This is a genomic window from Acinetobacter sp. AB03, from assembly GCF_058107045.1.
In genome coordinates this window covers 1,507,224-1,530,635 of sequence record NZ_JBUEBA010000002.1, presented here as the reverse complement: position 1 = coordinate 1,530,635, position 23,412 = coordinate 1,507,224, and the positions used below count along the sequence as shown (strand labels likewise).

General features: G+C 41.4%; 20 protein-coding genes and 1 pseudogene. 13 read left to right on the top strand and 8 right to left on the bottom strand.

All coding sequences use genetic code 11. From position 1 onward, the window contains the following. Nucleotides 1-19 precede the first annotated feature (19 nt). The 7 genes from ACY3FQ_RS07765 (at nt 20) to fdx (ending at nt 5,447) form a co-directional block, all read left to right on the top strand. A complete protein-coding gene (locus ACY3FQ_RS07765) occupies nt 20-493 on the top strand; it encodes an Rrf2 family transcriptional regulator (RefSeq protein WP_279741044.1) in 474 nt (157 codons plus the stop codon). 1 nt (nt 494) lies between these two features. Continuing rightward, a complete protein-coding gene (locus tag ACY3FQ_RS07760; RefSeq protein WP_148826000.1) occupies nt 495-1,712 on the top strand; it encodes an IscS subfamily cysteine desulfurase in 1,218 nt (405 codons plus the stop codon). 104 nt (nt 1,713-1,816) lie between these two features. After that, the gene (iscU, locus tag ACY3FQ_RS07755; protein ID WP_004697007.1) at nt 1,817-2,203 is read left to right on the top strand and encodes a Fe-S cluster assembly scaffold IscU; all 387 of its coding nucleotides are present in this window, start codon (nt 1,817-1,819) and stop codon (nt 2,201-2,203) included. Nucleotides 2,204-2,239: 36 nt separating this feature from the next. Beyond that, complete coding sequence (gene iscA, locus ACY3FQ_RS07750) at nt 2,240-2,560, top strand: iron-sulfur cluster assembly protein IscA (protein WP_004697006.1); 321 nt, start codon at nt 2,240-2,242, stop codon at nt 2,558-2,560. A 119-nt stretch (nt 2,561-2,679) separates the two neighbouring features. After that, entirely contained in the window at nt 2,680-3,195 is a 516-nt protein-coding gene (gene hscB / locus ACY3FQ_RS07745; RefSeq protein ID WP_005401215.1) for a Fe-S protein assembly co-chaperone HscB, read from the top strand. Between the two features lie 37 nt (nt 3,196-3,232). Beyond that, on the top strand, nt 3,233-5,092 hold the full coding sequence (gene hscA / locus ACY3FQ_RS07740) for a Fe-S protein assembly chaperone HscA (protein ID WP_489773798.1): 1,860 nt from the start codon (nt 3,233-3,235) through the stop codon (nt 5,090-5,092). A gap of 16 nt (nt 5,093-5,108) precedes the next feature. After that, on the top strand, nt 5,109-5,447 hold the full coding sequence (fdx, locus tag ACY3FQ_RS07735; RefSeq protein WP_004697000.1) for an ISC system 2Fe-2S type ferredoxin: 339 nt from the start codon (nt 5,109-5,111) through the stop codon (nt 5,445-5,447). A gap of 75 nt (nt 5,448-5,522) precedes the next feature. Here fdx and ACY3FQ_RS07730 read toward each other — a convergent pair whose 3' ends face one another. The 5 genes and pseudogenes from ACY3FQ_RS07730 to ACY3FQ_RS07710 all read right to left on the bottom strand — a co-directional run. Further along, nucleotides 5,523-6,986: an adenylate/guanylate cyclase domain-containing protein gene (locus tag ACY3FQ_RS07730; protein ID WP_004696998.1), complete on the bottom strand. Its 1,464-nt coding sequence runs from the start codon at nt 6,984-6,986 to the stop codon at nt 5,523-5,525. A gap of 58 nt (nt 6,987-7,044) precedes the next feature. Next, complete coding sequence (locus tag ACY3FQ_RS07725; RefSeq protein ID WP_004696995.1) at nt 7,045-7,479, bottom strand: HIT domain-containing protein; 435 nt, start codon at nt 7,477-7,479, stop codon at nt 7,045-7,047. Nucleotides 7,480-7,710: 231 nt separating this feature from the next. Then, nucleotides 7,711-11,169, bottom strand: coding sequence for a transcription-repair coupling factor (gene mfd / locus ACY3FQ_RS07720; RefSeq protein ID WP_489774399.1), 3,459 nt, complete (start codon nt 11,167-11,169; stop codon nt 7,711-7,713). A 140-nt stretch (nt 11,170-11,309) separates the two neighbouring features. Further along, nucleotides 11,310-11,675, bottom strand: a complete 366-nt coding sequence (locus tag ACY3FQ_RS07715; protein WP_080543921.1) for a hypothetical protein — start codon at nt 11,673-11,675, stop codon at nt 11,310-11,312. A gap of 409 nt (nt 11,676-12,084) precedes the next feature. Further along, nucleotides 12,085-12,323, bottom strand: a pseudogene (locus tag ACY3FQ_RS07710) (lyase family protein); the annotation flags it as partial. 582 nt (nt 12,324-12,905) lie between these two features. Here ACY3FQ_RS07710 and putP point away from each other — a divergent pair. Then, nucleotides 12,906-14,429, top strand: a complete 1,524-nt coding sequence (putP, locus tag ACY3FQ_RS07705) for a sodium/proline symporter PutP (protein WP_078388843.1) — start codon at nt 12,906-12,908, stop codon at nt 14,427-14,429. 63 nt (nt 14,430-14,492) lie between these two features. Here putP and ACY3FQ_RS07700 read toward each other — a convergent pair whose 3' ends face one another. Further along, nucleotides 14,493-14,987, bottom strand: coding sequence for an Lrp/AsnC ligand binding domain-containing protein (locus ACY3FQ_RS07700; RefSeq protein WP_004696989.1), 495 nt, complete (start codon nt 14,985-14,987; stop codon nt 14,493-14,495). Between the two features lie 117 nt (nt 14,988-15,104). On the opposite strand from ACY3FQ_RS07700, the gene putA reads away from it, so the two are divergent. From putA to ACY3FQ_RS07675, 5 genes are all read left to right on the top strand, one after another. Then, nucleotides 15,105-18,860 (top strand): trifunctional transcriptional regulator/proline dehydrogenase/L-glutamate gamma-semialdehyde dehydrogenase, encoded by a 3,756-nt coding sequence (putA, locus tag ACY3FQ_RS07695; protein WP_279043765.1) that lies wholly within the window; start codon nt 15,105-15,107, stop codon nt 18,858-18,860. 267 nt (nt 18,861-19,127) lie between these two features. Next, entirely contained in the window at nt 19,128-20,210 is a 1,083-nt protein-coding gene (gene trmA / locus ACY3FQ_RS07690; protein ID WP_279043766.1) for a tRNA (uridine(54)-C5)-methyltransferase TrmA, read from the top strand. A gap of 242 nt (nt 20,211-20,452) precedes the next feature. After that, complete coding sequence (locus ACY3FQ_RS07685) at nt 20,453-20,677, top strand: hypothetical protein (RefSeq protein WP_004984703.1); 225 nt, start codon at nt 20,453-20,455, stop codon at nt 20,675-20,677. A 210-nt stretch (nt 20,678-20,887) separates the two neighbouring features. Then, a complete protein-coding gene (locus ACY3FQ_RS07680; protein ID WP_078426558.1) occupies nt 20,888-21,136 on the top strand; it encodes a hypothetical protein in 249 nt (82 codons plus the stop codon). Between the two features lie 201 nt (nt 21,137-21,337). Then, nucleotides 21,338-21,877: a lecithin retinol acyltransferase family protein gene (locus ACY3FQ_RS07675; RefSeq protein ID WP_234956185.1), complete on the top strand. Its 540-nt coding sequence runs from the start codon at nt 21,338-21,340 to the stop codon at nt 21,875-21,877. Here ACY3FQ_RS07675 and ACY3FQ_RS07670 read toward each other — a convergent pair. Together ACY3FQ_RS07670 and ACY3FQ_RS07665 are read right to left on the bottom strand one after the other, a co-directional pair. Further along, nucleotides 21,871-22,332: an SRPBCC domain-containing protein gene (locus ACY3FQ_RS07670; protein ID WP_004696977.1), complete on the bottom strand. Its 462-nt coding sequence runs from the start codon at nt 22,330-22,332 to the stop codon at nt 21,871-21,873. The two genes, ACY3FQ_RS07675 and ACY3FQ_RS07670, sit on opposite strands and share 7 nt — an antisense overlap. 120 nt (nt 22,333-22,452) lie before the next feature. Next, nucleotides 22,453-23,364, bottom strand: coding sequence for a bestrophin family protein (locus ACY3FQ_RS07665; protein WP_489773797.1), 912 nt, complete (start codon nt 23,362-23,364; stop codon nt 22,453-22,455). Nucleotides 23,365-23,412: the final 48 nt, after the last annotated feature.

Sequence of the window (23,412 nt, the reverse complement as noted above, 5' to 3'; positions counted from 1 at the left end):
TAATCATGTGTATCGAATCATGCGCTTAACAACTCGCGGACGCTACGCAGTGACTGCTCTACTTGATTTAGCTTTGCAGCCAACTGAACAAACGATCACGCTTGCAGAAATTGCAGCTCGTCAAACTATCTCTGTTGCTTATCTTGAGCAGTTATTTGCGAAATTAAAGCGCCACGGCTTAGTTTCTAGTATTCGTGGTGCCAACGGTGGTTACCATTTAGCTCGTCGCGCTGATGAAATCACAGTATTAGCAGTTATTGAAGCTGTAAACGAAACAGTTGATGCCACTCGCTGTGACCATAAAGGCAACTGCCAAAATGGCGCAATGTGCTTAACTCACGATTTATGGCAAGAACTCTCCCATCACATTGCCGACTATCTCGCTAAAATCACTCTTGCTGACCTTGTAGCACGTGACAACGTTCAAAAAGTTGCCATTCGCCAAAACACAGCACCTTCAGATTCAGCCCTTTTATCGATAACAGGTATTTGACATGAAACGTCCAATTTATCTTGATTATGCAGCAACAACTCCTGTAGACCCGCAAGTCGCTGAACGCATGATGGAATGTCTGACATTTGACGGCACATTTGGCAACCCAGCATCTCGTTCTCATGCTTACGGTTGGCAAGCAGAAGAAAAAGTAGAATATGCACGTGAACAAGTTGCGAACTTGATCAAAGCTGATCCACGCGAAATCGTTTGGACTTCTGGTGCAACTGAATCAGATAACTTAGCTCTTAAAGGCGTAGCACAATTCTATGCATCTAAAGGCAAGCACATTATTACAAGTAAAATTGAACACAAAGCTATTTTAGACACTTGCCGTGAGCTTGAGTCTGAAGGTTTTGAAATCACTTACCTTGAGCCACTTCCAAACACGGGTCTAATTACCCCTGAAATGGTTGAAGCAGCTATTCGTCCAGACACTATTCTTGTTTCACTTATGATGGTAAACAACGAAATTGGTTCTGTGACTGATGTTGCGGCAATTGGTGAAATTACTCGTGCACACAAGATCTTCTTCCATGTCGATGCGGCGCAAGCTGCAGGTAAAGTTGAAATTGACCTTTCAACCATGAAGATTGACCTTATGAGCTTCTCTGCTCATAAAATTTATGGCCCTAAAGGTATTGGCGCACTCTATGTACGTCGTACACCACGTGTTCGTTTAAAAGCGCAAATGCATGGTGGCGGTCATGAACGCGGTATGCGTTCTGGTACACTTGCAACACACCAAATCGTTGGTATGGGTGAAGCATTTGAACTTGCAGGTAAAAACTTAGCTTCTGAACAAGCACGCATTCGCGTACTTCGTGACAAGCTTTGGAATGGCTTACAAGACTTAGAACAAATTTTCTTAAACGGCCACCCAACACAAAACGTTGCAAACTACTTAAACGTAAGTTTCAACTTCGTTGAGGGTGAATCGTTGATGATGTCGCTGAAAGACGCCGCTGTATCTTCGGGTTCAGCTTGTACTTCAGCAACATTAGAACCTTCTTATGTATTACGTGCACTAGGTTTGTCTGACGAACTTGCGCACAGCTCAATTCGTTTCAGTTTTGGTAAATACACCACTGAAGCAGACATTGACCATGTACTTACAGTGACGCGTTCTGCGGTCGAGAAACTTCGTGAACTTTCTCCACTTTGGGACATGTACAAAGACGGTATCGACCTTTCTACAGTTGAGTGGGCTGAACACTAATTTTTCCCTTTGAAGTCATTCACATACTGGATGGCTTCATTGAAAAATCAAGTTTTGACCCCATATTTAATATTAACGCTGACCCCGAGGTTTGGAGACGCATCATGGCTTATAGCGAAAAAGTAATTGACCATTACGAAAACCCTCGTAATGTAGGTGTATTAGACAAAAATGCTGAAAACGTAGGTACAGGTATGGTCGGAGCACCTGCATGTGGCGACGTTATGCGTTTACAGATTCAAGTAGATGACAACGGTGTGATTGAAGAAGCACGTTTCAAAACTTATGGTTGTGGCTCTGCTATTGCATCAAGCTCTTTAGTGACTGAATGGCTAAAAGGCAAAACTTTAGATCAAGCTCAAGCGATCAAAAACATTGATATCGCAACTGAACTTGCTCTTCCTCCAGTAAAAGTACACTGTTCTGTACTGGCTGAAGATGCTATTAAAGCTGCTGTTGAAGACTACCGCAGCAAAAAATCTAAAGCTTAATTGCTTCGCATTTTAAAGAAAGATTAGGGAGTTTTCATGATCAACTTAACTGAAAATGCTGCAACTCATATCAGCAATTATTTAAAAAATCGCGGTAAGGGTGAAGGTATTCGCGTTGGCGTGAAAACTTCAGGCTGTTCTGGTTTGGCTTATGTGCTTGAATTTGTCGATTCAATTGATGCACATGACACCACCTTTGAGCAGTTTGGGGTGAAAGTATTTGTAGACCCAAAAAGCTTGGTTTATCTCGATGGTATGGAGATGGACTACGTAAAAAATGGTTTAAACGAAGGCTTTGAGTTTAACAACCCAAACAAAAAAGGCGAATGTGGCTGTGGTGAATCTTTCACCGTATAACAGTTCATTAACTTGCTTTTCAACATTAAAACAGTGTGTATCACACTGTTTTAATTGCATTTACATAGAGTGTTTTTGCTTTCGCAATGACCCCCAATTTAGCGCGGAATCCCTCTCCTATGAATCATTTTGAGTTGTTTAACCTCCCAGTAGCACTCGATATTGATTTAGCAACCTTAAAATCAGAATTTTTAAAGTTGCAGCAACAATATCACCCAGATAAAGCTCTCGATAAAGATCAAGCCCTCATAAAATCAAGTGAGATCAATCAAGCATTTAAAGTTTTATCTCAGGTTGATAGCCGTGCAGGATATTTATTAGGATTAAAAAAACAAGATTATCATCTTGATCAATCCATCAATGATTTTGAATTTCTCCAGTCTGCCTTAGAAATCCGTGAACAACTTGATGATGCACGTTCAGCAGATGAATTACAATCACTCAAATTAGACGTTCAACAATGGATTGATGGTTTAGTCCGCGAATTCAAAATTGATTTTGAAGAGGAAGATTGGGCTGAGGCACGTGATGATGTCCGCAAACTTCGCTTCTTTGTAAAAGTCATGCATGACATAGATAAAGCTGAAGATCGTTTTGAAGATGACGATAGCTTTGATTTAGATGATGAATTTTAACTTATTTTTAATTTTTGACGCTCAAAGGATGTAACACATGGCTCTCTTGCAAATTGCAGAACCTGGTCAATCAAGTGCGCCACATGAACACCGTATTGCCATTGGTATCGACTTAGGTACAACTCACTCTCTAGTTGCAACCGTACTTTCAGGCAAGGCAAAAGTTTTGCATGATGAACAAGGTCGTGTCTTACTCCCATCGATCGCGCATTATGGTGTAAACCAAACCCAATATGGCGACGAAGCAAAACCATTTTTGACTGCCGATCCTAAAAACACCATCGTTTCAGTCAAACGTTTTATGGGACGCTCTAAAGCCGACATTAAGTTTCAACACCCCTACACTTTGGTGGGTGAAGATAATCAAATGCCTGCTTTTGAAACCGCTCAGGGCCGTAAAACCCCTGTCGAAGTGTCCGCTGAAATTTTAAAGCAACTGAAAGATCGTGCTGAAGCGAGCTTAAAAAATGAAGTCAATGGTGCAGTGATTACTGTTCCTGCATACTTCGATGAGGCTCAGCGTCAAGCGACACGTGATGCCGCACAACTTGCGGGTTTAAACGTATTGCGTCTTTTAAATGAGCCTACTGCTGCTGCGGTTGCATATGGTCTCGACCAAGAAACCAATCTTGCGCATGATCACAACTATGTGATTTATGACTTGGGTGGCGGTACCTTTGACGTTTCAATTTTACGCTTTTCACAAGGCGTGTTTGAAGTGCTAGCGACGGGTGGCCATACCGCATTAGGTGGCGATGATCTCGACCGCTTAATCGTAAAATGGTCAAAAAAAGAACTCAACATTGAGCAGTTTGATGACACTGAATATGCACACGTTTTAGTTGCTGCACGTAAAGCCAAAGAAGCTTTAACCGACGCAGAAAGCGTTCATTTACAAGTCCTAGAGCAGAGCTTAACGCTTGATCGTGCAACATTTGAAAGCATTATCAAAGTTGCTTTAGATAAAACGATTAGTGTGTGCAAACGCGTCCTCCGCGATGCGAAGCTTGAACTCAGCGACATTCAAAACGTGGTTTTGGTCGGTGGTTCAACTCGCTCTTATGCTGTACAAAACGCTGTACGCGATGTATTTGCTCAAGAGCCATTGTGTACCATTAACCCAGACGAAGTTGTTGCTATTGGTGCATCAATTACAGCCAATCAGTTGATTGGAAACACAGCCGATGGCGCATTACTGCTTGATGTAACTCCGCTTTCCCTAGGTCTAGAAACCATGGGCGGCTTGGTTGAGCGTCTTATTTCACGTAATACCGCAATTCCAGTCGCACGTCGTCAAGAGTTCACCACCTACCAAGATGGCCAAACAGCGATGTTGATTCATGTGGTTCAAGGTGAGCGTGATTTGGTTGAGCATTGCCGTAGCTTAGGTCGTTTTGTCCTTCGCGGTATTCCACCAATGACTGCGGGTCAAGCGCGTATTGAAGTGACCTTCCAAGTGGATGCCGATGGCCTACTGACGGTTTCAGCTAAAGAAACAACCTCTGGCGTACATGCACAAATTGACATCAAACCATCATATGGTTTGGCTGATAGCGACATGGAACGCTTACTGCTTGATGGTTATAAGTTTGCTGAAGAAGATAAAAATCTTCGTCACTTACAAGAAACCAAAGTTGAAGCAAAACGTGAACTCGAAGCTTTAGAGCAAGCCTTGAAAGTGGATGCTCACCTGCTCACGAATGAACAACAAGTTGCATTAAATGCGGCCAAAACGTCATTAGAAGCAACACTTGAAACAACAGAAATCAAAGCAATTGAATCTGCTGTTGAACAGCTTAAAATACACAGTGATGCTTTTGCAGCAGCACGTATGAATCAGCATATCGATGCAGCGCTGAAAGGCACAAAACTCGACGACTGGTCAAACTCAAACTAATTTATAGGTAAAGACTATGCCACGTATTAAAGTTCTCCCACATGCGCAAATCTGCCCAGAAGGTGCTGAGTTTGAAGTTGAACAGAATGCGAATCTATGTGAAAGCTTACTGAAAAATGGGATCAAGATTGAACATGCGTGCGATATGTCCGCTGCATGTACAACCTGTCACGTTGTAGTACGTAAAGGCTTCGACAGCTTAGAAGAAATGAATGATGTTGAAGCCGATCTACTGGATCGTGCTTGGGGCTTAGAACCCGACTCTCGCTTGTCTTGCCAAGTGAAGTTAGTGGATGAAGACTTAGAGGTTGAAATTCCTAAATACACAATTAACCACGCATCTGAAAATCACTAATTTTCAAAGTGTAAAAAAAGCCACTCATTGTAGTGGCTTTTTTACGCCTCTCGCTTTGTATCTCACGCCATCAAGTTAATGATATTCATTTTTTTGAACAGGCTCTATTACTTCATCTTCAAGATTGAGTTTGACGATACCTTGCGAGTTGGTCATCTTCTGTTGGGTTTGAATGCGTTGAATCATTTTTTCTAAGACTTGAATTAGCTGCGGATATTCAAAATTCTGTACTTCATCTAAGTTCAGCAGTAAATGAAATCCTTTATATTCATAATCAAACCAGCGTTGATAATCTGATTTTTGCGAAGTATATTTTTCAACGACTTGCCACGTCTTCACAGCACCTTTAATCCCCTTAAGGAAAATTGGCGCTTTCGGTGCACAAAGATAATCATTTTTTACTAAATTATGTGTATCGTCCGAAATTAAGATTTCATCCACTTGTGCTGCACTTTGTAAACGTGCAGCAAGGTTTGCATCACGACCAACAATGGTATAAGCCATACGGTGCGATGCACCATAATTCCCTACGTGGCAATACCCTGTAGAAATCCCCATACGAATATGCAATGGCGGATAACCCATTTTCACCCAACGCTCGCGCAGAATTTTCATTTGCTGACGCATCGCCATGGCCATTTCCAAACAGTTTTGAGCATCTCGCTCTACACCTTCAGAATTAGGGTCACCAAAGAACACTAAAATTGCATCCCCCATGAATTTATCAACAGTACCTTCATATTGCTTCGCAATCTCGGTCATGTGTTTTAAATAATCATTGAGTAGGAATGCTAAATCATCCGGAATTAAGCTTTCAGAAAGCTCTGTAAAGCCCTGAATATCTGAAAAGAAAACTGTCAGTTTCTTACGCTTGTATTCAATTTTCGCTTCAGACTCACCCTTCATAATCGATTGCCACAACTGAACTGGTGCATAGCGACTCAGTTGATTGGCAAACTCCATATAACGGTTCATCTGATCAAAATAGTGATTTTTGCGGCGGTATATGTCTTGCATTTGGTTGCGCTGATAATAGCTACCCACGCCAAAATAAGTGGTGAGGCACAAAAAACCCAATACGATCAGTTCGGTACTGGTAGCCTCGAAATACTCACCAAAACCGAAGACAAAGATAATTGAGATATAAAAGACAACCACCCCAATCAGGCTGGCCAAAGACACCATCAAAAAAGAAATTTTATTGCTAATAGCCGTGTAAAGCATAGCAAAAATGGTTAAAAATGTGAGTACGATACTGAGATGTACAGCGGCTAAAATGATCGCAGTAATGACAATATCAATAACAAACATTACACCGCGTCGCATCTTATTATTGAAGCGATAACCTAACCACCTTGAAAATGGGGGGGTGATCAATAATACAATGAGCAACAGCAGCGGCACGTAAATCTGATATTGAGTATCTGCCATCGTATAATGATAGACGATGGTTATTAAAGACAGCATGCCATATCCCATCGCACGATGGAAATACTCAAATTGTTTGGGCTCTTTAGATAACCAATCGTCTAATGGCACTGCTCGTTCCCCATTATGCTCACGATCAAATCATCCCTGATTTGATTTCTCACGTGTATTAGTCCATACGCCAATCGAATGGCATATCACCTTGACCACGTAGTGCAAGCATTAAAGTTTGACGCATATGCGCAAGCACTTCATTGCTATAAGGAACAGCGGGTGTACCCCAAACTGGTTTTGGCCATGCGACGTCGTTTTGATAACGTACAACATGGTGAAAATGGAGCTGCGGAACCATGTTACCTAAAGCAGCAACATTCATTTTGTCAGCACGGAATACACGAGCCAATTGGCTTGATAACCAGCTTGACTCACGTAAAAACTGTTCTTGGTCGGCTTGACTGAGCTCATATAACTCAGTGATGCCTGGCACGCGTGGAATTAAAATTAGCCACGGAAATTGCATATCATTCATTAAGCGACATGTTGAAAGTGGAAAGTCGCCTACAAAAAACGTATCTTGAGCAAGTTGTGGATGCAAACTAAACATATCTTTATAAATGATGCAAATTAGAATAATGGCTAATACTATCACATCCAATCAGAGGTGAATATTGCAAGCAATGTGTTTCAACACAAATAAACTACGTTTTACTTTGAACCACATCACATTTATTACTTTAATAAATTTCATCAAAAAATCAAGTCTTTCTTTTTATAGCGCAAGTCCGCAAAAAAGACCTGATATCTGTATGAAATCACAGCAAATTAGAGCTAAATTTTAATGCAATTCTTTCAATAAACTTTCCAATAAGTCATTGATAAATTGAATTCGTTTTTCATAGTCCTCTAGCATCACCATGACCTTTAAGCGCTGGCCACCCTCCATCCTAAAAAAGGTCGGGTGTTTTTGCATCATCTGAATAATACTAATCGCCTGAACAGGAGTATCAGGTGAGAATTCAATCACCCCCCCATTAGCAGCAATATCCACTTTGGTAATGCCCAGTGTTTCTGCTTTCAAACGCATCTGATGCACAGCAAAAAGCTGCTTCACAGGTTGTGGCGGTATCCCAAAACGGTCAATCAACTCCATACGAATGTTATCGAGCTTTTCCTGACTGTCCGTATTACTAATGCGCTTATAGAACAATAAACGCTGATGGACATCTCCTAGATATTCATCTGGAATCAAGGCTGGCATATGTAAATTGATTTCTGCGGTCAGTGAGAGTGGCGCATCGAAGTTTGGGGTTTTGCCCTTTTGAATGGCTTTGGTCGCCTTTTCAAGCATCTCCATATACAAGCTATAGCCAATGGCTTGCATGGATCCACTTTGTTGCTCGCCGAGTAACTCACCCGCTCCTCGAATTTCTAAGTCCTCCGTCGCTAACATAAAGCCCGCGCCTAATGTCGATGCCCGCTGAATCGCATCCAGACGTTTTTCGGCATCGCCTTTCAACCCTTTGATGGATGGCACTAACAGATAGGCATAGGCTTGGTGATGCGAGCGCCCTACACGCCCACGCAGTTGATGCAACTGCGCTAAACCCAGCTTATCTGCCCGTTCAATTAAAATGGTATTAGCATTCGGAACATCAATCCCTGTTTCAATAATAGTTGAACAGACCAGCACGTTATATTCTTTATGGTAGAACTGCTGCATGACTTGTTCTAACTCGCGTTCACGCATTTGACCATGTGCAACAGCCACACGCGCCTCAGGGACCAACTCTCGAAGACTCTCCGCTGCACGCTCAATGGTTTCTACTTCATTATGCAGGAAATAAACTTGTCCACCACGCAGTAACTCACGCAAGATGGCTTCTTTAACTGAATCACCCGTATGTTCTTGCACAAACGTTTTTACCGCTAAACGTCGTGCAGGTGGTGTGGCAATAATGGATAGATCGCGCATGCCACTAAAGGCCATATTTAAAGTCCGTGGAATTGGAGTTGCAGTCAGAGTCAACATGTCCACATCTGCACGCATCGCTTTAATCCGCTCTTTATCACGTACACCGAAGCGGTGTTCTTCATCCACAATCATCAGGCCCAAGTCTTTAAACTGAACACTTTCTTGTAGAATTTTATGCGTACCAATCACAATATCAACTTTACCCTCGGCTAAGTCTTCAATCGTTTTGGTATGTGATTTACTGCTGCCAAAACGTGATAAAACTTCGATGCGAATAGGCCAGTCTGCAAAACGGTCTTTAAACGACTCATAATGCTGTTGAGCCAGCAAAGTCGTCGGCACCAAAACAGCCACTTGTTTGTTGTTCTGTACCGCTAAAAATGCTGCGCGCATCGCAACTTCGGTTTTACCAAAGCCCACATCTCCACAGACCAAGCGATCCATCGGTTTAGCCAGTTGCATATCATACAAAGTTGCCTCAATCGCATTAGCTTGATCGAGTGTTTCTTCATAGGCAAAGCCACTAGCAAACTGCATATATTGACCTTGATCTAACTCAAAACCAAAACCTGGTTTGGCTTGACGACGGGCTTGGATATGCAATAACTCCGCTGCTACATCATGGATCTGCTCCAATGCTTTACGCTTTGCTTTGCTCCAAGCATCAGTACCCAGCTTATGCAAGGGTGCCAAGTCTGGGTCACCACCACTATAACGGCTGATCAAATGTAAATTGGTGACAGGAACATAAACTTTGGCTGCATCGGCGTAATCGAGCTGCAAGAACTCGTAGTCTTGATCGTCAATGCTTAAAGTAACTAAGCCCGCATAACGCCCCACACCATAGTCGATGTGCACCACTGGCGCGCCCATACTCAGTTCAGTCAAACTGCGGATCAGAAACTCTTCGGAAACCTCTTGCTGACGTTTACGACGACGCTGTACAACGCGATGCTCATACAACTGATTTTCAGAAATGATGCTAATGCTGTCTTTTAATACCAAGCCACGCTCTAATGGCGCACTGGTAATTGCAATGGCATGTAAGGATTTTTGAAATTCAGCAAAATTCTCGACATTAGGAATCTCCCCCAATGTGGCACGCAATGCATCTTTTAAAGTTTCACGACGCCCCGCGCTTTCAGCAACCAGTAATACCGGATGGCTAGCAGCATCAATATACTGTTTAACCGCATGAAAGGGCTTTTCATTTTTAGGATCGACCGCTAAACGTGGTGGAAGTTCAGTGTTTAAATTGATCACACCTGCTTTTAGATCAAAAGCCTCGACTGAGGCAATAATGCGGGGAAAGGTATTGAGTTGTTCTAAAACTTGATTGGTCGAAATAAAAAGATGGTTAGGGGCTAAAATTGGCTGGTCAACATTATGGCGGCGGTCTTCATAACGGCGATCGATTTCTTTCCAAAAACTATCTAAACCATCATCAACCTGCTTATCTGTAATGACAATTGAATGACTTGGTAAATACGAAAGCAGTGTACTTTGGGTTTCCATCTGCGCTGCACTGAAAAATAGTGGGAAATAGAACTCAATCCCTGGTGATGCAATCCCTTCTAACACATCCTGATAAATTGGATTTTTCTTTGGATTTGCCGTCGGAAACATTTCTGCATAGCGATCACGAAATATGCTGCGTGCCTCTTTCAGCGGAAACTCTTTAGCCGGTAATACGGAAAATTGTTGTAAGTTTTGCGTAGTGCGCTGTGTTTCAGGATCAAAAAATTTAAGGGTTTCAATTTCATCATCAAATAAGTCTATGCGAATTGGTGCGGCTTGACCTGAGGCATAGATATCCATAATGCTACCCCGAACCGCAAATTCACCATGGTCATATACTGTGTCGACCAAATGATAGCCTGCTTGAATCAAACGCTTCTTTTGCTGTTCCAATTCAAACTTTTGACCAACGTGAATATCAAAGTGTTCTCCCAACACCCACGAAGTCGGCGCTACACGCTGCGCCAAGGTCGAAGCCGAAATCAGTAAGACACCTGTTTGCGGCATATTGGATAAAATTGCGAGACGCTCAGATACAATATCTTGATGAGGAGATAAACGATCATAAGGCAGAATTTCCCAGTCTGGAAAAATGGTCGGTCGAATACCGTAAAATTCAAATTCACTTTCGAGTTGTGCTAAGTGTTGATTATTTTTTGCCACAACCACAAAGAGCTTTTTATTTTGTGTACTTAACGTTTGAATGAATAATGCAGCTGAAGAGCCGAGCAAATTTCCCAGCCAACGTTTTTCGCCTGCTTTTAGTTGTTGCACATTCAGTTGGGAGATTTTTTCTTGGAACATGGACATGGCTTTAGCGTTTAAAAACATGCGTCATATACTAGCATGATGTCCTCTCATTGCATGTTATTTTTCACGACAAGAACAACATCAATCTAGCGCTAAGTCCTTTTTAAAACTCAAATTTATGGTTTTTAAAAGACTTATTTTTTATCACGTATAAACTGGTAATAATAGTCATTGAGTAGCTTAATCATTCGCTTTAACTCGGTTAAGTTTTCTAGATTATTGCCTAAACGTACAACAAATCGCTCATTGGCAATTTCCAAGTCGATCTTTTCATTGATTAACATAGCACTATAAAAAAGTGCATTAAGGTCATCAAACTGACTAATTCTACGATTTGAAAAATAGACCAAACGTTCAGCATGTATGGCATTTAGCACAATACCTTCAATGATAAAGCCTTTTTCATCATCATATTCAATCTGATGCTGCTGCAAAAAAAGTTGTTCTGGCGCATCTTTCTTTAATTTAAATAATTGGCTTAATTTACTCAGCATAGACATCTAATCATGGTTCTTCACTCAAGCTTATTGTAGTTCTAACTGCTACCTTTTGTTAGCACGGATTGGCTTAAAAGTATAAAAGCAGCGCATTGACTACTTTTATACCTATATATAGTTATAAATGTCTTAGCTCTTAGGCTAAAGGTACAACCGTCGGCGTCACCTCAGTAACCAAATTTTCAAATAAAAAAAAATGTGACCTAACGGTTCCCGAGTAAGTAACCCTTGCCCCAATACCGCTTACTGATTTTTTTATTTTCCGCAATACACTGTTTACCCAGTTCATCACATTTCGCGACCTAAAATTCGATCAAACAAGGTCACAATACTAATACTAGCCATGACTACATCCAAGCATACTTGTTCATTGGCTTGAATATATTTGGTATTTAAGGCTGCAATACCATTAATAAATTGCTAAACGCAGCGGCGTTGGATAAACATCATTGGTCGATTGAGATTTATTAACAAGGTCATTTGGATGAATAACCTCGTATTTACCTTAAGAATGGAATAGATGCTTTAATGCAAGATTGGCCAGCACTTCGTTGCTATCCATTTAATTGAAGTGCCCACTCCACCTTGATAGGCATCTATGGTTAGATGCAAGGGAAAAGCGTATAACCAACTTTCAGGTGGTTGGATCAATTACTCATATGCCACCGCAATGGCCTGCACAATTTCAGGAGAGATTTTTGCCAAATGTGCAGTTAATTTATGCTGACTCTATTTTTACTTACGCCAAAGCATGCAGAAAATGCCATTGAATTCCTATTTTCTAATTAGAAATTTAAAAGTTTTCCAATGCACTCAAAGTATGAATGCCCTAAGAAAGTTAGTTAAATAGTGAAATATTCGTCTTTTTCACCTATTTCATGACTGTAAATACATTTCATAAATGAAACACCTTATATGTAAATTTGCCTATTTTGTAGGTAATGTAATTTTTCGTAAGCAATAAAAAATCAAAAATTATAACTAGCCTGCTGATTTTACGAAATAAAAGCTTAGAATTTCATCCACCCTATAAAAAAGAATAATAAATGATCAATAAACAGCATATTTTCAACAACTTATTGTTTAATTTTAAAAAACAATTAATAATTACACAAAATATACAGAAACACCTCACAACTGTTACAGAGTGTAATTTTATTTTTATGCTTGAATCGCCGTCTCAAACAAAGCGATTAAAAAATCTCCCAAGTCGGATTTTGCCAAGGAATGCCTATGAGTCAAATTAACCCCACCCTCGTCACATTTTTAGTTTATATCATTGCCATGGTTGGCATCGGTTTGTATGCATACAAGTCCACAAACAACTTTGATGATTACATCTTAGGTGGTCGTAGTTTAGGAAGTGTGGTTACTGCACTTTCTGCAGGTGCATCAGACATGAGTGGCTGGTTACTGATGGGCTTACCGGGCGCAATTTATTTGTCTGGTTTGTCTGAAGCGTGGATTGCTGTAGGCCTGATCATTGGTGCATGGCTCAACTGGTTATTGGTTGCAGGACGTTTACGTGTACATACTGAAGTCCAAAACAATGCCCTCACCCTGCCTGATTATTTCACAGGTCGTTTCGCAGATCGCAAACGTATCTTACGTATGATCTCAGCTGTCGTTATTTTAGTATTCTTCGCCATTTACTGTGCTTCAGGTATGGTCGCAGGCGCACGTCTATTTGAAAGTATCTTTGGTTGGAACTACACCACTGCACTGTGGATTAGCGCAATTGCAACCATCAGTTATGTGTGTATCGGCGGCTTCCTTGCAATTAGCTGGACAGACACCTTCCAAGCAGGTCTAATGATTTTTGCTCTGCTGCTTACCCCAATCATGACTTACCTTGCGATTGATGGTAATGCTGCACAGTTCACAGTCTTACTTGAAACGGCTCGCCCACAAGCGATGCATATTGTTTCTGAACTCAGCACTGTTGCCATCCTGTCATCATTGGCATGGGGCTTAGGCTATTTTGGTCAGCCACACATTTTAGTGCGCTTCATGGCTGCGGATTCTGTGAAAACGATTCCTGCTGCGCGTCGCATTGGTATGACATGGATGATTTTATGTCTAGGTGGTGCGGTAGGTGCTGGTTTTATTGCCATCGCGTACTTCCAACAACACCCTGAACTGGCGGCTGTGGTTTCTCAAAACCCTGAAACTGTGTTCATGGAACTGACTAAACTCTTATTCAACCCTTGGATTGCGGGTATCATTTTAGCTGCAATTTTAGCTGCGGTGATGAGTACATTAAGCTGTCAGCTATTGGTTTGCTCTACAACATTGACAGAAGACATGTACAAAGCCTTCATCCGTAAAACCGCTTCTCAAAAAGAATTGGTTTGGGTGGGTCGCTTCATGGTTATTGCTGTTGCTGTTCTTGCAATTTGTTTAGCAAGCAACCCTGACAGTAAAGTTCTAGGCCTTGTAGCTTATGCATGGGCAGGTTTTGGTGCGGCATTTGGTCCACTGATTATCTTGTCTTTGTTCTGGAAGCGCATGACTTTGAATGGTGCTATTGCAGGTATTATTGTTGGTGCGGTAACCGTGATTGTGTGGAAAAATGCATTAGGACACTTAGGTCTATATGAAATTATTCCAGGCTTCATCTTCTCTTGGATCAGCATTGTAGTTGTGAGCTTAATGGGTAAAGCCCCTGAAGCTGAAGTAGTACAACGCTTTGAACAAGCAGACAGCATGTACAAACAAGCAATGGCTGAAATGAAAGAAGAATCTACACAACGTTAATTGAACGTGTAGACCAACAAAAAAGGGGCTTTTAAGCCCCTTTTTTGTATCTCATGCACTCAATTATTTCGACAATGGTTTGTATTTAAGTTGAATACGTGAGCTTTCTTTGATGACTTCCATCACGGGATAACTGCGCGTTTCTTTAACGCCCGGCAGTTGCCACAAGACTTGACCTGAGATTTTTCGGAACTCATCCATACTGGCACAGCGAATTTTCACCACAAAATCAAAACCCCCACTGGTCATATGACATTCCACAATTTCATCATGCTGTAGCACGGCATGGCGAAAATCTTCCAAGACATGTGGCGTGGTTTTATCCAAAAGGATCTCCACAAAAACCACAAAACTGGCATTGAGCATGTTTGGATTTAAGCGTGCTTCATAACTCAGAATAAAACCTTCCTTGGTTAATTTCTGTACTCGAGCCAAAGCAGCCGTCGCTGATAAGTTCACTTCTTCGGCAAGTTTAATATTCGATATTTTTCCATCTCTTTGAAGAATATCTAATATTTTGATATCTGTTCGGTCCAAGCTAAAAATTGGGCTCGTCATCTGAATTAATCTCTAAATAGCATACAAATTATAGTGAGTTATTCGGCATTCTTTCTGTAATCATAAATTAATTACTATAGATCTCTCAACACATTATTGTATGCACAGGATGTAGGCATGAATATGATGGAAAGCAATACGCATTTCAACGACGCTCAAACTCAATTTGAATATATTACCGAATTCAAAGAAAAAAGTGAGCTTGAAGTTGAAATCAATACCGCTTGGCGACGTGCCGAAACTGACTGTGTTCAAAACTTATTAGACCACAGCAAAATCTCTGACGAGATGAATCAACGCATTCATGAACTTGCGTTTGATTTGGCTCATACTTTACGTGAACGTAAAAGCGGCAGCGGTAAAGCAGGCATTGTACAGGGTCTCTTACAAGAATTTGCACTGTCTTCTCAAGAAGGCATTGCGCTGATGTGTTTAGCTGAAGCATTGCTTCGTATTCCAGACATGGCGACACGTGACCTATTGATTAAAGACAAAATCAACCAAGGCAACTGGAAAGAACACGTTGGTCAAAGTAACCTGATGTTTGTCAATGCGGCTGCATGGGGCCTCATGTTGACTGGCAAACTGATGGAAACGCCAAAGCAAAATAGCTTATCAGGCACTTTAACAGGCTTATTGGCACGTAGTGGTCGTGGCATCATCCGTAAAGCAGTTGATGTAGCTATGCGTATGATGGGCGAACAGTTTGTGACTGGCGAGACCATTGCTGAAGCATTACAACACGCTGAACGTCTTGAAGAAAAAGGCTTCCGCTATTCATACGACATGCTGGGTGAAGCAGCACTGACCGATCATGATGCTGATCGTTATATGAAAGACTATACCGATGCCATTCATGCCATTGGTCAGGCGTCAAAAGACAAAGATGTTTATGACGGCCCAGGTATTTCAATTAAATTATCTGCTCTACACCCTCGTTACCAACGCGCACAAGTTGCACGTATGCATGAAGAGTTGTACGGCAAAGTCTTTACGCTTGCTAAATTAGCGCGCGGTTACAACATCGGTTTAAATATCGATGCAGAAGAATCTGAGCGTTTAGAGATTTCTTTAGAAATGCTTGAACGCCTATGCTTTGAACCAGAACTCAAAGACTGGAAAGGCATTGGTTTCGTTATCCAAGCGTATCAAAAACGTTGTTTCTACGTGGTTGACTACATCGTAGACTTGGCTAAACGTAGCGAAAAACGCTTAATGATCCGTTTAGTGAAAGGCGCGTACTGGGACAGCGAAATTAAGAAAGCACAAATTGAAGGGATGACTGACTACCCTGTATTTACCCGTAAAGTACATACAGACTTGTCGTATATCGCTTGTGCGAAGAAATTATTGGCTGCACCAGAACAAATCTACCCACAGTTTGCAACACACAATGCGCAAACCTTGGCAACTATTTATGAAATGGCTAACCCAGAGAAATACTATGTGGGTCAGTATGAGTTCCAATGCTTACACGGCATGGGCGAGCCACTGTATGAACAAGTAGTCGGCGAAAAACTAGATAAAAAACTAGGTGTACCGTGCCGTATTTATGCGCCTGTCGGTAACCATGAAACACTATTGGCTTATCTTGTACGTCGTTTACTTGAAAATGGTGCAAACACCTCTTTTGTAAACCGTATTGCAGACAAGTCACTCGCGATTGATGATTTGATTGAAAATCCAACTCAAACCATTTTAAGCAGTGCAAAACGTGAAAATATCGTGGGTCAAAAACACCTTTCGATTCCACTTCCTGCTGAGCTTTATGGCCAACTGCGTGCAAACTCTAAAGGTTTAGATCTTGCAAATGACTCTGAATTAGCTCAGTTGAACCAAACAGCTCAACAGTTTGCTAAGCATCAATGGTCTGCTGCACCAATGGGTGAGCACATTCAGACCAATGACGCCGTTGCTCCGCAAAGCATTATCAACCCAGCACGTCACACAGATGTTGTGGGTTATGTACAAGAAGCAACAACCGAACAAGTTGAGCAAGCATTAAACAATGCGCAGGCTGTTCAAGATATTTGGGCACGTACGGCTAAAGACACCCGTGCGAGTTACCTACTTCGCGCTGCTGACTTAATGGAAGCTCGCTTAGAAGAACTGATGGTTTTACTTTGTCGTGAAAGTGGTAAAACGTATGCCAATGCCATTGCAGAAGTTCGTGAAGCTGTAGATTTCTTACGCTACTACGCAACGCAAATGATTGATCTAGATGCAAACGCAGAAGTTGAGCCTTTAGGCACTATGCTATGCATTAGCCCATGGAACTTCCCATTGGCCATCTTCACAGGTCAGGTTGCTGCTGCGTTGGTTGCGGGTAATACAGTGATTGCTAAACCAGCTGAACAAACGCCATTGATCGCAGCGCAAGCAATTCAAATCTTATGGCAAGCGGGTGTGCCTCAAGCTGCTGTACAGCTGATGCCGGGTCGCGGTGAAACTGTGGGTGCACAACTCAGTGCAGCCGAGCAAGTTCAAGGCATCATGTTCACAGGTTCAACTGAAGTTGCCAAGATTTTGCAAAAAACTGTGGCGAAGCGTCTAAGCAAAAATGGTGAAAGCATTCCACTGATTGCTGAAACAGGCGGTCAAAATGCCATGATCGTTGACTCATCAGCACTGACTGAGCAAGTTGTACTTGATGTCGTCAGCTCAGCTTATGACAGCGCAGGTCAACGTTGTTCTGCTCTTCGCGTACTGTGTGTACAAGAAGACAATGCCGATGCTGTGATTCAAATGCTTAAAGGTGCAATGCAGCAACTTCAAGTGGGCAACCCATATCTACTTAAAACAGATATTGGTCCTGTGATTGATGCTGAAGCGCAAGAAAATATTCAAAAGCACATCGACAAGATGCGCCAAAAAGGTCATCGCGTACATCAGTTGATGCGTAATGATGCTCAAGACACTGAGATAAATGCAGGCACGTTCATTACACCAACACTAATTGAGTTGCCAAATCTCAATGATTTAGAGCGCGAAGTGTTTGGTCCTGTGCTTCACGTGATTCGCTTTAACCAAGGTTCACTCAAACAATTACTTGAGCACATCAATAGCAAAGGCTATGGCCTGACGATGGGTCTACATACCCGTATTGATGAAACCATTCAAACTGTAATGACCCATGCTGAAGTAGGTAACCTCTACATCAACCGTAACATCGTGGGTGCAGTAGTCGGTGTACAACCTTTTGGTGGCGAAGGTTTATCAGGTACAGGCCCTAAAGCGGGTGGTCCAATTTATCTATATCGCCTAATGCAAAACTGTTCTGCGAAAAAGTTGAATAAGCCATTTGCAACAGGTGCTGATTTAAACCCTCAAGTTGAGTTCAGCAACTCCACATTGTTCATTGAATGGGCAGCTAAAACCTTCCCAGCTGTAAAATTGGCAAAAATTGAGAACTTCTGTTCAGGCCATCATTACGAGCTGCAAGGTCCGACAGGTGAAAGCAACCAATACATGGTGATTCCGCGTCATGCAGTGTTGTCATTAGCAGAACAAGAAGCGGATCAACTACAACAGTTGAATGCGATTTTTGCAGTTGGTAGCCGTCCAGCAGTGCTTGCAGATAACAGCTTTGTGTTAAAACACATGCCAAGTATGCCTAAAGCATTGGCTCAAGCCTTCCATGTTATCAAAGACATCAAAACTGATGTTTTTGATGCGGTATTGCACCATGGTACAACGGCGCAGCTTTTAGCGTTGCAACAGCAGATTGCTGAGCGTCAAGGTGCGATTGTGGGTATTACTCATCTTAGCCCATCACAAACAGCCATTCCTTTAGAACGTTTTGTGATTGAGCGCGCTATTAGTGTTAACACTGCAGCTGCTGGTGGTAATGCAAGTCTCATGACTTTGAACTAAGCCCAATTTAAACCTGTAGTCCTCATCGGGACTGCAGGTTTATTACTATGTTTCCTCTATTGCCAAGTCAACATCTCCTGGTCTGTTTACTTGGCATTTTTTATGCGACTCGGTTTGACTTAATCTACTCAAAAATTTCCGATGTAGCACAGCATCAAACCATCTGTAGCATGAATAAACCCCACGCTTTTGCTGAATATCTTTAGGCTAATTCGGCAAACTTTGTTACCATCTCTTTTTTCAATATGTTTGCGATTTTTACTGCATATGACTTCTTCTTATCAACAACAACTTGACGCCAAAATTGAACGAATTACAGCTCAATTTGCTGAATTCACTCCACCTTCGCTTGAAGTTTTTCAATCTCCTGAAAAAAACTTTCGCATGCGTGCAGAATTCCGTATTTGGCATACCGAAGATGATATGTTTTATGCCATGTTTGAACGCGATGAAGACAATCAAAAAAAAGTCATTCGTATTGATGACTTCCCAATCGCTGATGCCAGTATTAATCAGCTCATGCCTATTTTATTGGCAGAATTAAAAAGCAATGATCTCCTCTCAAAACGCTTATTTGAAGTGCATTTCTTAGCGACCTTAAAAGGTGAAATGCTAGTTTCGCTGATTTATCGCTGCCCACTCGATGAACAATGGCAGGTTTTAGCCAAACAACTTTCAGAAAAATTAAATATTAAGTTGATTGGTCGTAGCCGTGGTCAAAAAGTGGTACTCACCGATGAATTTGTGGTGGAAGAACTTCAAGTTTTTGAGCGTAAATATCAGTACAAACAAATTGAAAGCAGCTTTACGCAGCCCAATGCGCAAGTCTGCCAAAAAATGCTCGAATGGGCCTGCAATGCTGCACAGCAATCAAATAAAGATTTGTTAGAACTTTACTGTGGTAATGGTAACTTCACCCTACCGCTTTCCACCCGCTTCAACCGTGTTTTAGCCACTGAACTGGCTAAGTCTTCAGTGTATGCAGCACAGTGGAATATCGAACAAAACCACATCGATAATATTCAAGTCGCGCGTTTATCGGCAGAAGACTTCACAGAAGCCTATAACGGCGAGCGCAAATTCCGTCGCTTACAAGAAGCAAATATCGATATGAGCAGCTATGAGTTCAATACGGTGTTTGTTGACCCACCGCGTGCGGGTATTGACGATGAAACCTTAAAATTGATTCAGCGTTTTGAACGGATTATCTATATTTCATGTAATCCTGACACCTTGCATGACAACTTAAAAACACTCAGCCAAACCCATAAAATTTCACAGTTTGCTCTGTTTGACCAATTCCCCTATACCCACCATGTCGAGTCTGGAATTTTGCTGGAAAAAATTTAAACAATTTGTTGCAACTTAAACGGTATAAAAAAGAAGCTTGAATGAGCTTCTTTTTTAATTTTCATGAAAAAAGATAAGCTTATATAAAATGCAAGCATTTCAACTGTCATAATAACGTTAATACCTTGCGCTATAATCGGAATTTTTCGACATCGATCGCTGCTTTTATCTCTCACGCTGACTTGCATTATTTTACAGATTGGTTATATTTCACCCTATGTTAGGTTGTAAATGAAGTCTATATGAGTTTTTGGCAAAAGCTGTTTTCAAATGAACAGCAAAACGAGCATAAAAATCAAATTGCTTGTGTTGAAAATGACTGCTCTTGTAAAACCAATGAACAGCTCATCGAAAAGCTTAAAACAGCGACCGATGAAGACGTGATTGTTGGGATTAAAAAAGTATTAGCTTCTCGTGGCTATGGCCGTAAGGAGTTAAATGAACTTCAGCATCGACCTCTACAGTAGTAGAGTCACTGAATATTCATCAAAAAGGCACTTAGATTGATCTAAGTGCCTTTTTTAAATGCCTGTACGTCACTCTGCTTATAAAAAAACCACGGCATGTGAAACACAGTACACTTTGAACGTTTAAATATTATACAAAGCCTTAAATTTTTGTTACCTTACAGGCTCAATATAAAAATCAATAATGTTTGAAAATTAGAGGTTTAAGCAATGAAAAAATTACTTATGGTCAGCACATGTATTACCCTTTTATCTTTAACAGCATGTAGCAAAATGCCAAAAGCCTGTGTGGAGTCTTGGGAAAAAATGGAAAAACTTGCCGAGCAGATGGGTTTGCCGGAAGAACAACTCAAAGAACAAAAAAAGAAATTTGAAGAAGATGTGAAAGCGATGAACACTGAAGAAGCAACACGCATGTGCAGTACCCAAAACTCACTTTTAGGTCTAGTGGATCAATAAACATCGCCTTATCTTTAAAAGGGATGCTTGCATCCTTTTTTAATGTAAAGACGTAAGCTAGATACTCCTTTCCAATCGGTCTCTTTTATTTCTATCATCGTAAACTCAAATAACCGAAACCTACTAAACAGTCGATTATTCCCAGCAGAAGCTTTAAAATACGGATAAAAGACAACTGTAATGAATTAGCACGTATTAGGCATGCAACAACAAAAAGTCCACTACCCCTTGGGGGCTCATCTTATAGTCAAACATTTTGGCTATACGCATCACGGCATATATGCGGGGCGTGGACGTGTGATTCATTATTCAGGTTTTGCGCATCTTTTTAAAAAGCACCCGATTGAAATCACCTCCATCGAGAACTTTAGCCACGGACGCAAAATTACAGTCAATCAGTACCAAGACCCCAAATATAAAGGACGTAAAGTAGTTCGCCGTATGCGCTCACGCATGCATGAAAACAATTACCATCTTATTATCAATAACTGTGAACACTTGTGTACGTGGGCCATAACGGGTGTTGAAAGTAGCCCACAAGTCATCAAAATGATGAACCGACTCACTACCATTGGTTATGTCAGCTCTATGATGAGTTTCATGAACAGCCTGATATTAACGCTGACCACGACCTGTTTTGCCTTGGTGCTCTATATCAAAAAGAAATTACGTGATAAGGCCAAACAACAGCTTGGGAACTATTTTGAGTTTAAAGAAGAACGCTCTAAAAAAGATCACTGATGTGAACGTAATTGAAAAGGCGGGAATTTATCTTCCACCAAGTTGAGCTGGATATCGTATTCAAGCCATGCCTTGGCACCATCTAGCACTGTAGTAAAGCCACCTGTTGCATCCATCACATAATGAATCAGCTCATTACCTTGTAACTCAATGTCATAATTTCGAATGATCACATAGGTATTCATGCTGTCGATTTTTTCAAATACAAAATCCACTTTAGTTTTAGGCGTGCCCCATTCGATGCAGATCAACTCATTTTCAACGACTTGTAGGACATGAGTCGAGTGTGTAATTTGGTATTTATCCCAGGTCCAATCGACCATTGCGCCTTTTTCTAAATAGCCCGAAGACTGACTAAACCAAAACTTGGTGGTTATAAGTGGATCAACAAAAGCGTTAAACACAATATTGACAGAACGCCGAATCAACATCTGAGTTTCGATCACGGTAGTCATTGTTATATCCCCTATCACTTTTAAACTTAGTGATAGCACATCTCAACAAACCAATCATATCGAAAATTTGTTATGGCTCAGGCAATCCACTCATTTTCTGTTATGGATTTGTTCACGGCTTTAACTTAAATTGGCTTTATGCGCACTTACTGGTTCTGGCAAGGATTCATTTAAAGAACTCAGCATTTCACGCTCTATGCCCCGCACAATAGCATCTAAAGGCAAGTCATTTTCCTGAAGCCCGAAAGGTTCTTCTAACTCTGCACTTAGTGCATCTAAACCCAATAAGAGATAGGCAATTAAGGCCACGATCACCGGTGACCAAAAACCGAGACTGGAACTTAAACTAAAAGGTAAAATGAGACAGAAAGAATACACGGCACGGTGTAATAAAACCGAATAAGAAAATGGCAGAGGTGTAGATGAAATACGGTCACAACCAGCGTGAATATCGCCCATTGCCACTGTATGCTTGGTCAACATACTGTAAATAATATCGCTAATCTCACCACGCTTATACAACGCCGCCAGATCTTTCTGCGTAAGCTCTAATAGATATTGCGGTGGATTAATATGCGTAGCCAATGCCTGCCACTGCTCTGCTGTCAGTTGAACTTTGGCTTGATAGTGGTCATAGGTATGACTTTGCTGCCGTAAACGATCTCGAAGCAAATGGCTGAATAACATGACGCGATACATCAAAACTGTACGCTCTGTATCATTTAAGACATAACTATCACGAATTATATGCCGTGCGTTGGCAATCATTGCGCCCCATAGCTTACGCCCTTCCCACCAGCGGTAATAACACGCCGTATTTCGAAAGCTTAAGAAAATCGAAAGAATCACACCAAATACAGTAAATCCAATGACAGGCACTGCAGGAGCAGTCACGTAATGTTGAGTCGCTAGATAAACCAACAGAGTGGAAATTAAAACACCGACCATCAGTGCCGGAAACACTTTCGGTAAAATAGTGCCGCGCCAAGCAAAAAGTAATGCAAAGCTATTGGTTTTATCTCGAACGATCACAGTGTATTCCTATTGGTTTCGCTACGAAAAGGCTCAACCGAAGTTGAG

Bases quoted from the DNA above. Each gene is read 5' to 3' on its own strand.
- ACY3FQ_RS07765 (WP_279741044.1), top strand. From the start codon at position 20: ATGCGCTTAACAACTCGCGGACGCTACGCAGTGACTGCTCTACTTGAT.
- hscB (WP_005401215.1), top strand. From the start codon at position 2,680: ATGAATCATTTTGAGTTGTTTAACCTCCCAGTAGCACTCGATATTGAT.
- hscA (WP_489773798.1), top strand. From the start codon at position 3,233: ATGGCTCTCTTGCAAATTGCAGAACCTGGTCAATCAAGTGCGCCACAT.
- iscA (WP_004697006.1), top strand. From the start codon at position 2,240: ATGATCAACTTAACTGAAAATGCTGCAACTCATATCAGCAATTATTTA.
- ACY3FQ_RS07700 (WP_004696989.1), bottom strand. From the start codon at position 14,987: ATGACGAGCCCAATTTTTAGCTTGGACCGAACAGATATCAAAATATTA.
- iscU (WP_004697007.1), top strand. From the start codon at position 1,817: ATGGCTTATAGCGAAAAAGTAATTGACCATTACGAAAACCCTCGTAAT.
- fdx (WP_004697000.1), top strand. From the start codon at position 5,109: ATGCCACGTATTAAAGTTCTCCCACATGCGCAAATCTGCCCAGAAGGT.
- mfd (WP_489774399.1), bottom strand. From the start codon at position 11,169: ATGTTCCAAGAAAAAATCTCCCAACTGAATGTGCAACAACTAAAAGCA.
- ACY3FQ_RS07725 (WP_004696995.1), bottom strand. From the start codon at position 7,479: ATGTTTAGTTTGCATCCACAACTTGCTCAAGATACGTTTTTTGTAGGC.
- ACY3FQ_RS07680 (WP_078426558.1), top strand. From the start codon at position 20,888: ATGAAAAAATTACTTATGGTCAGCACATGTATTACCCTTTTATCTTTA.
- ACY3FQ_RS07670 (WP_004696977.1), bottom strand. From the start codon at position 22,332: ATGACTACCGTGATCGAAACTCAGATGTTGATTCGGCGTTCTGTCAAT.
- ACY3FQ_RS07760 (WP_148826000.1), top strand. From the start codon at position 495: ATGAAACGTCCAATTTATCTTGATTATGCAGCAACAACTCCTGTAGAC.
- ACY3FQ_RS07685 (WP_004984703.1), top strand. From the start codon at position 20,453: ATGAGTTTTTGGCAAAAGCTGTTTTCAAATGAACAGCAAAACGAGCAT.
- ACY3FQ_RS07715 (WP_080543921.1), bottom strand. From the start codon at position 11,675: ATGTCTATGCTGAGTAAATTAAGCCAATTATTTAAATTAAAGAAAGAT.
- ACY3FQ_RS07675 (WP_234956185.1), top strand. From the start codon at position 21,338: ATGCAACAACAAAAAGTCCACTACCCCTTGGGGGCTCATCTTATAGTC.
- putA (WP_279043765.1), top strand. From the start codon at position 15,105: ATGAATATGATGGAAAGCAATACGCATTTCAACGACGCTCAAACTCAA.
- trmA (WP_279043766.1), top strand. From the start codon at position 19,128: ATGACTTCTTCTTATCAACAACAACTTGACGCCAAAATTGAACGAATT.
- putP (WP_078388843.1), top strand. From the start codon at position 12,906: ATGAGTCAAATTAACCCCACCCTCGTCACATTTTTAGTTTATATCATT.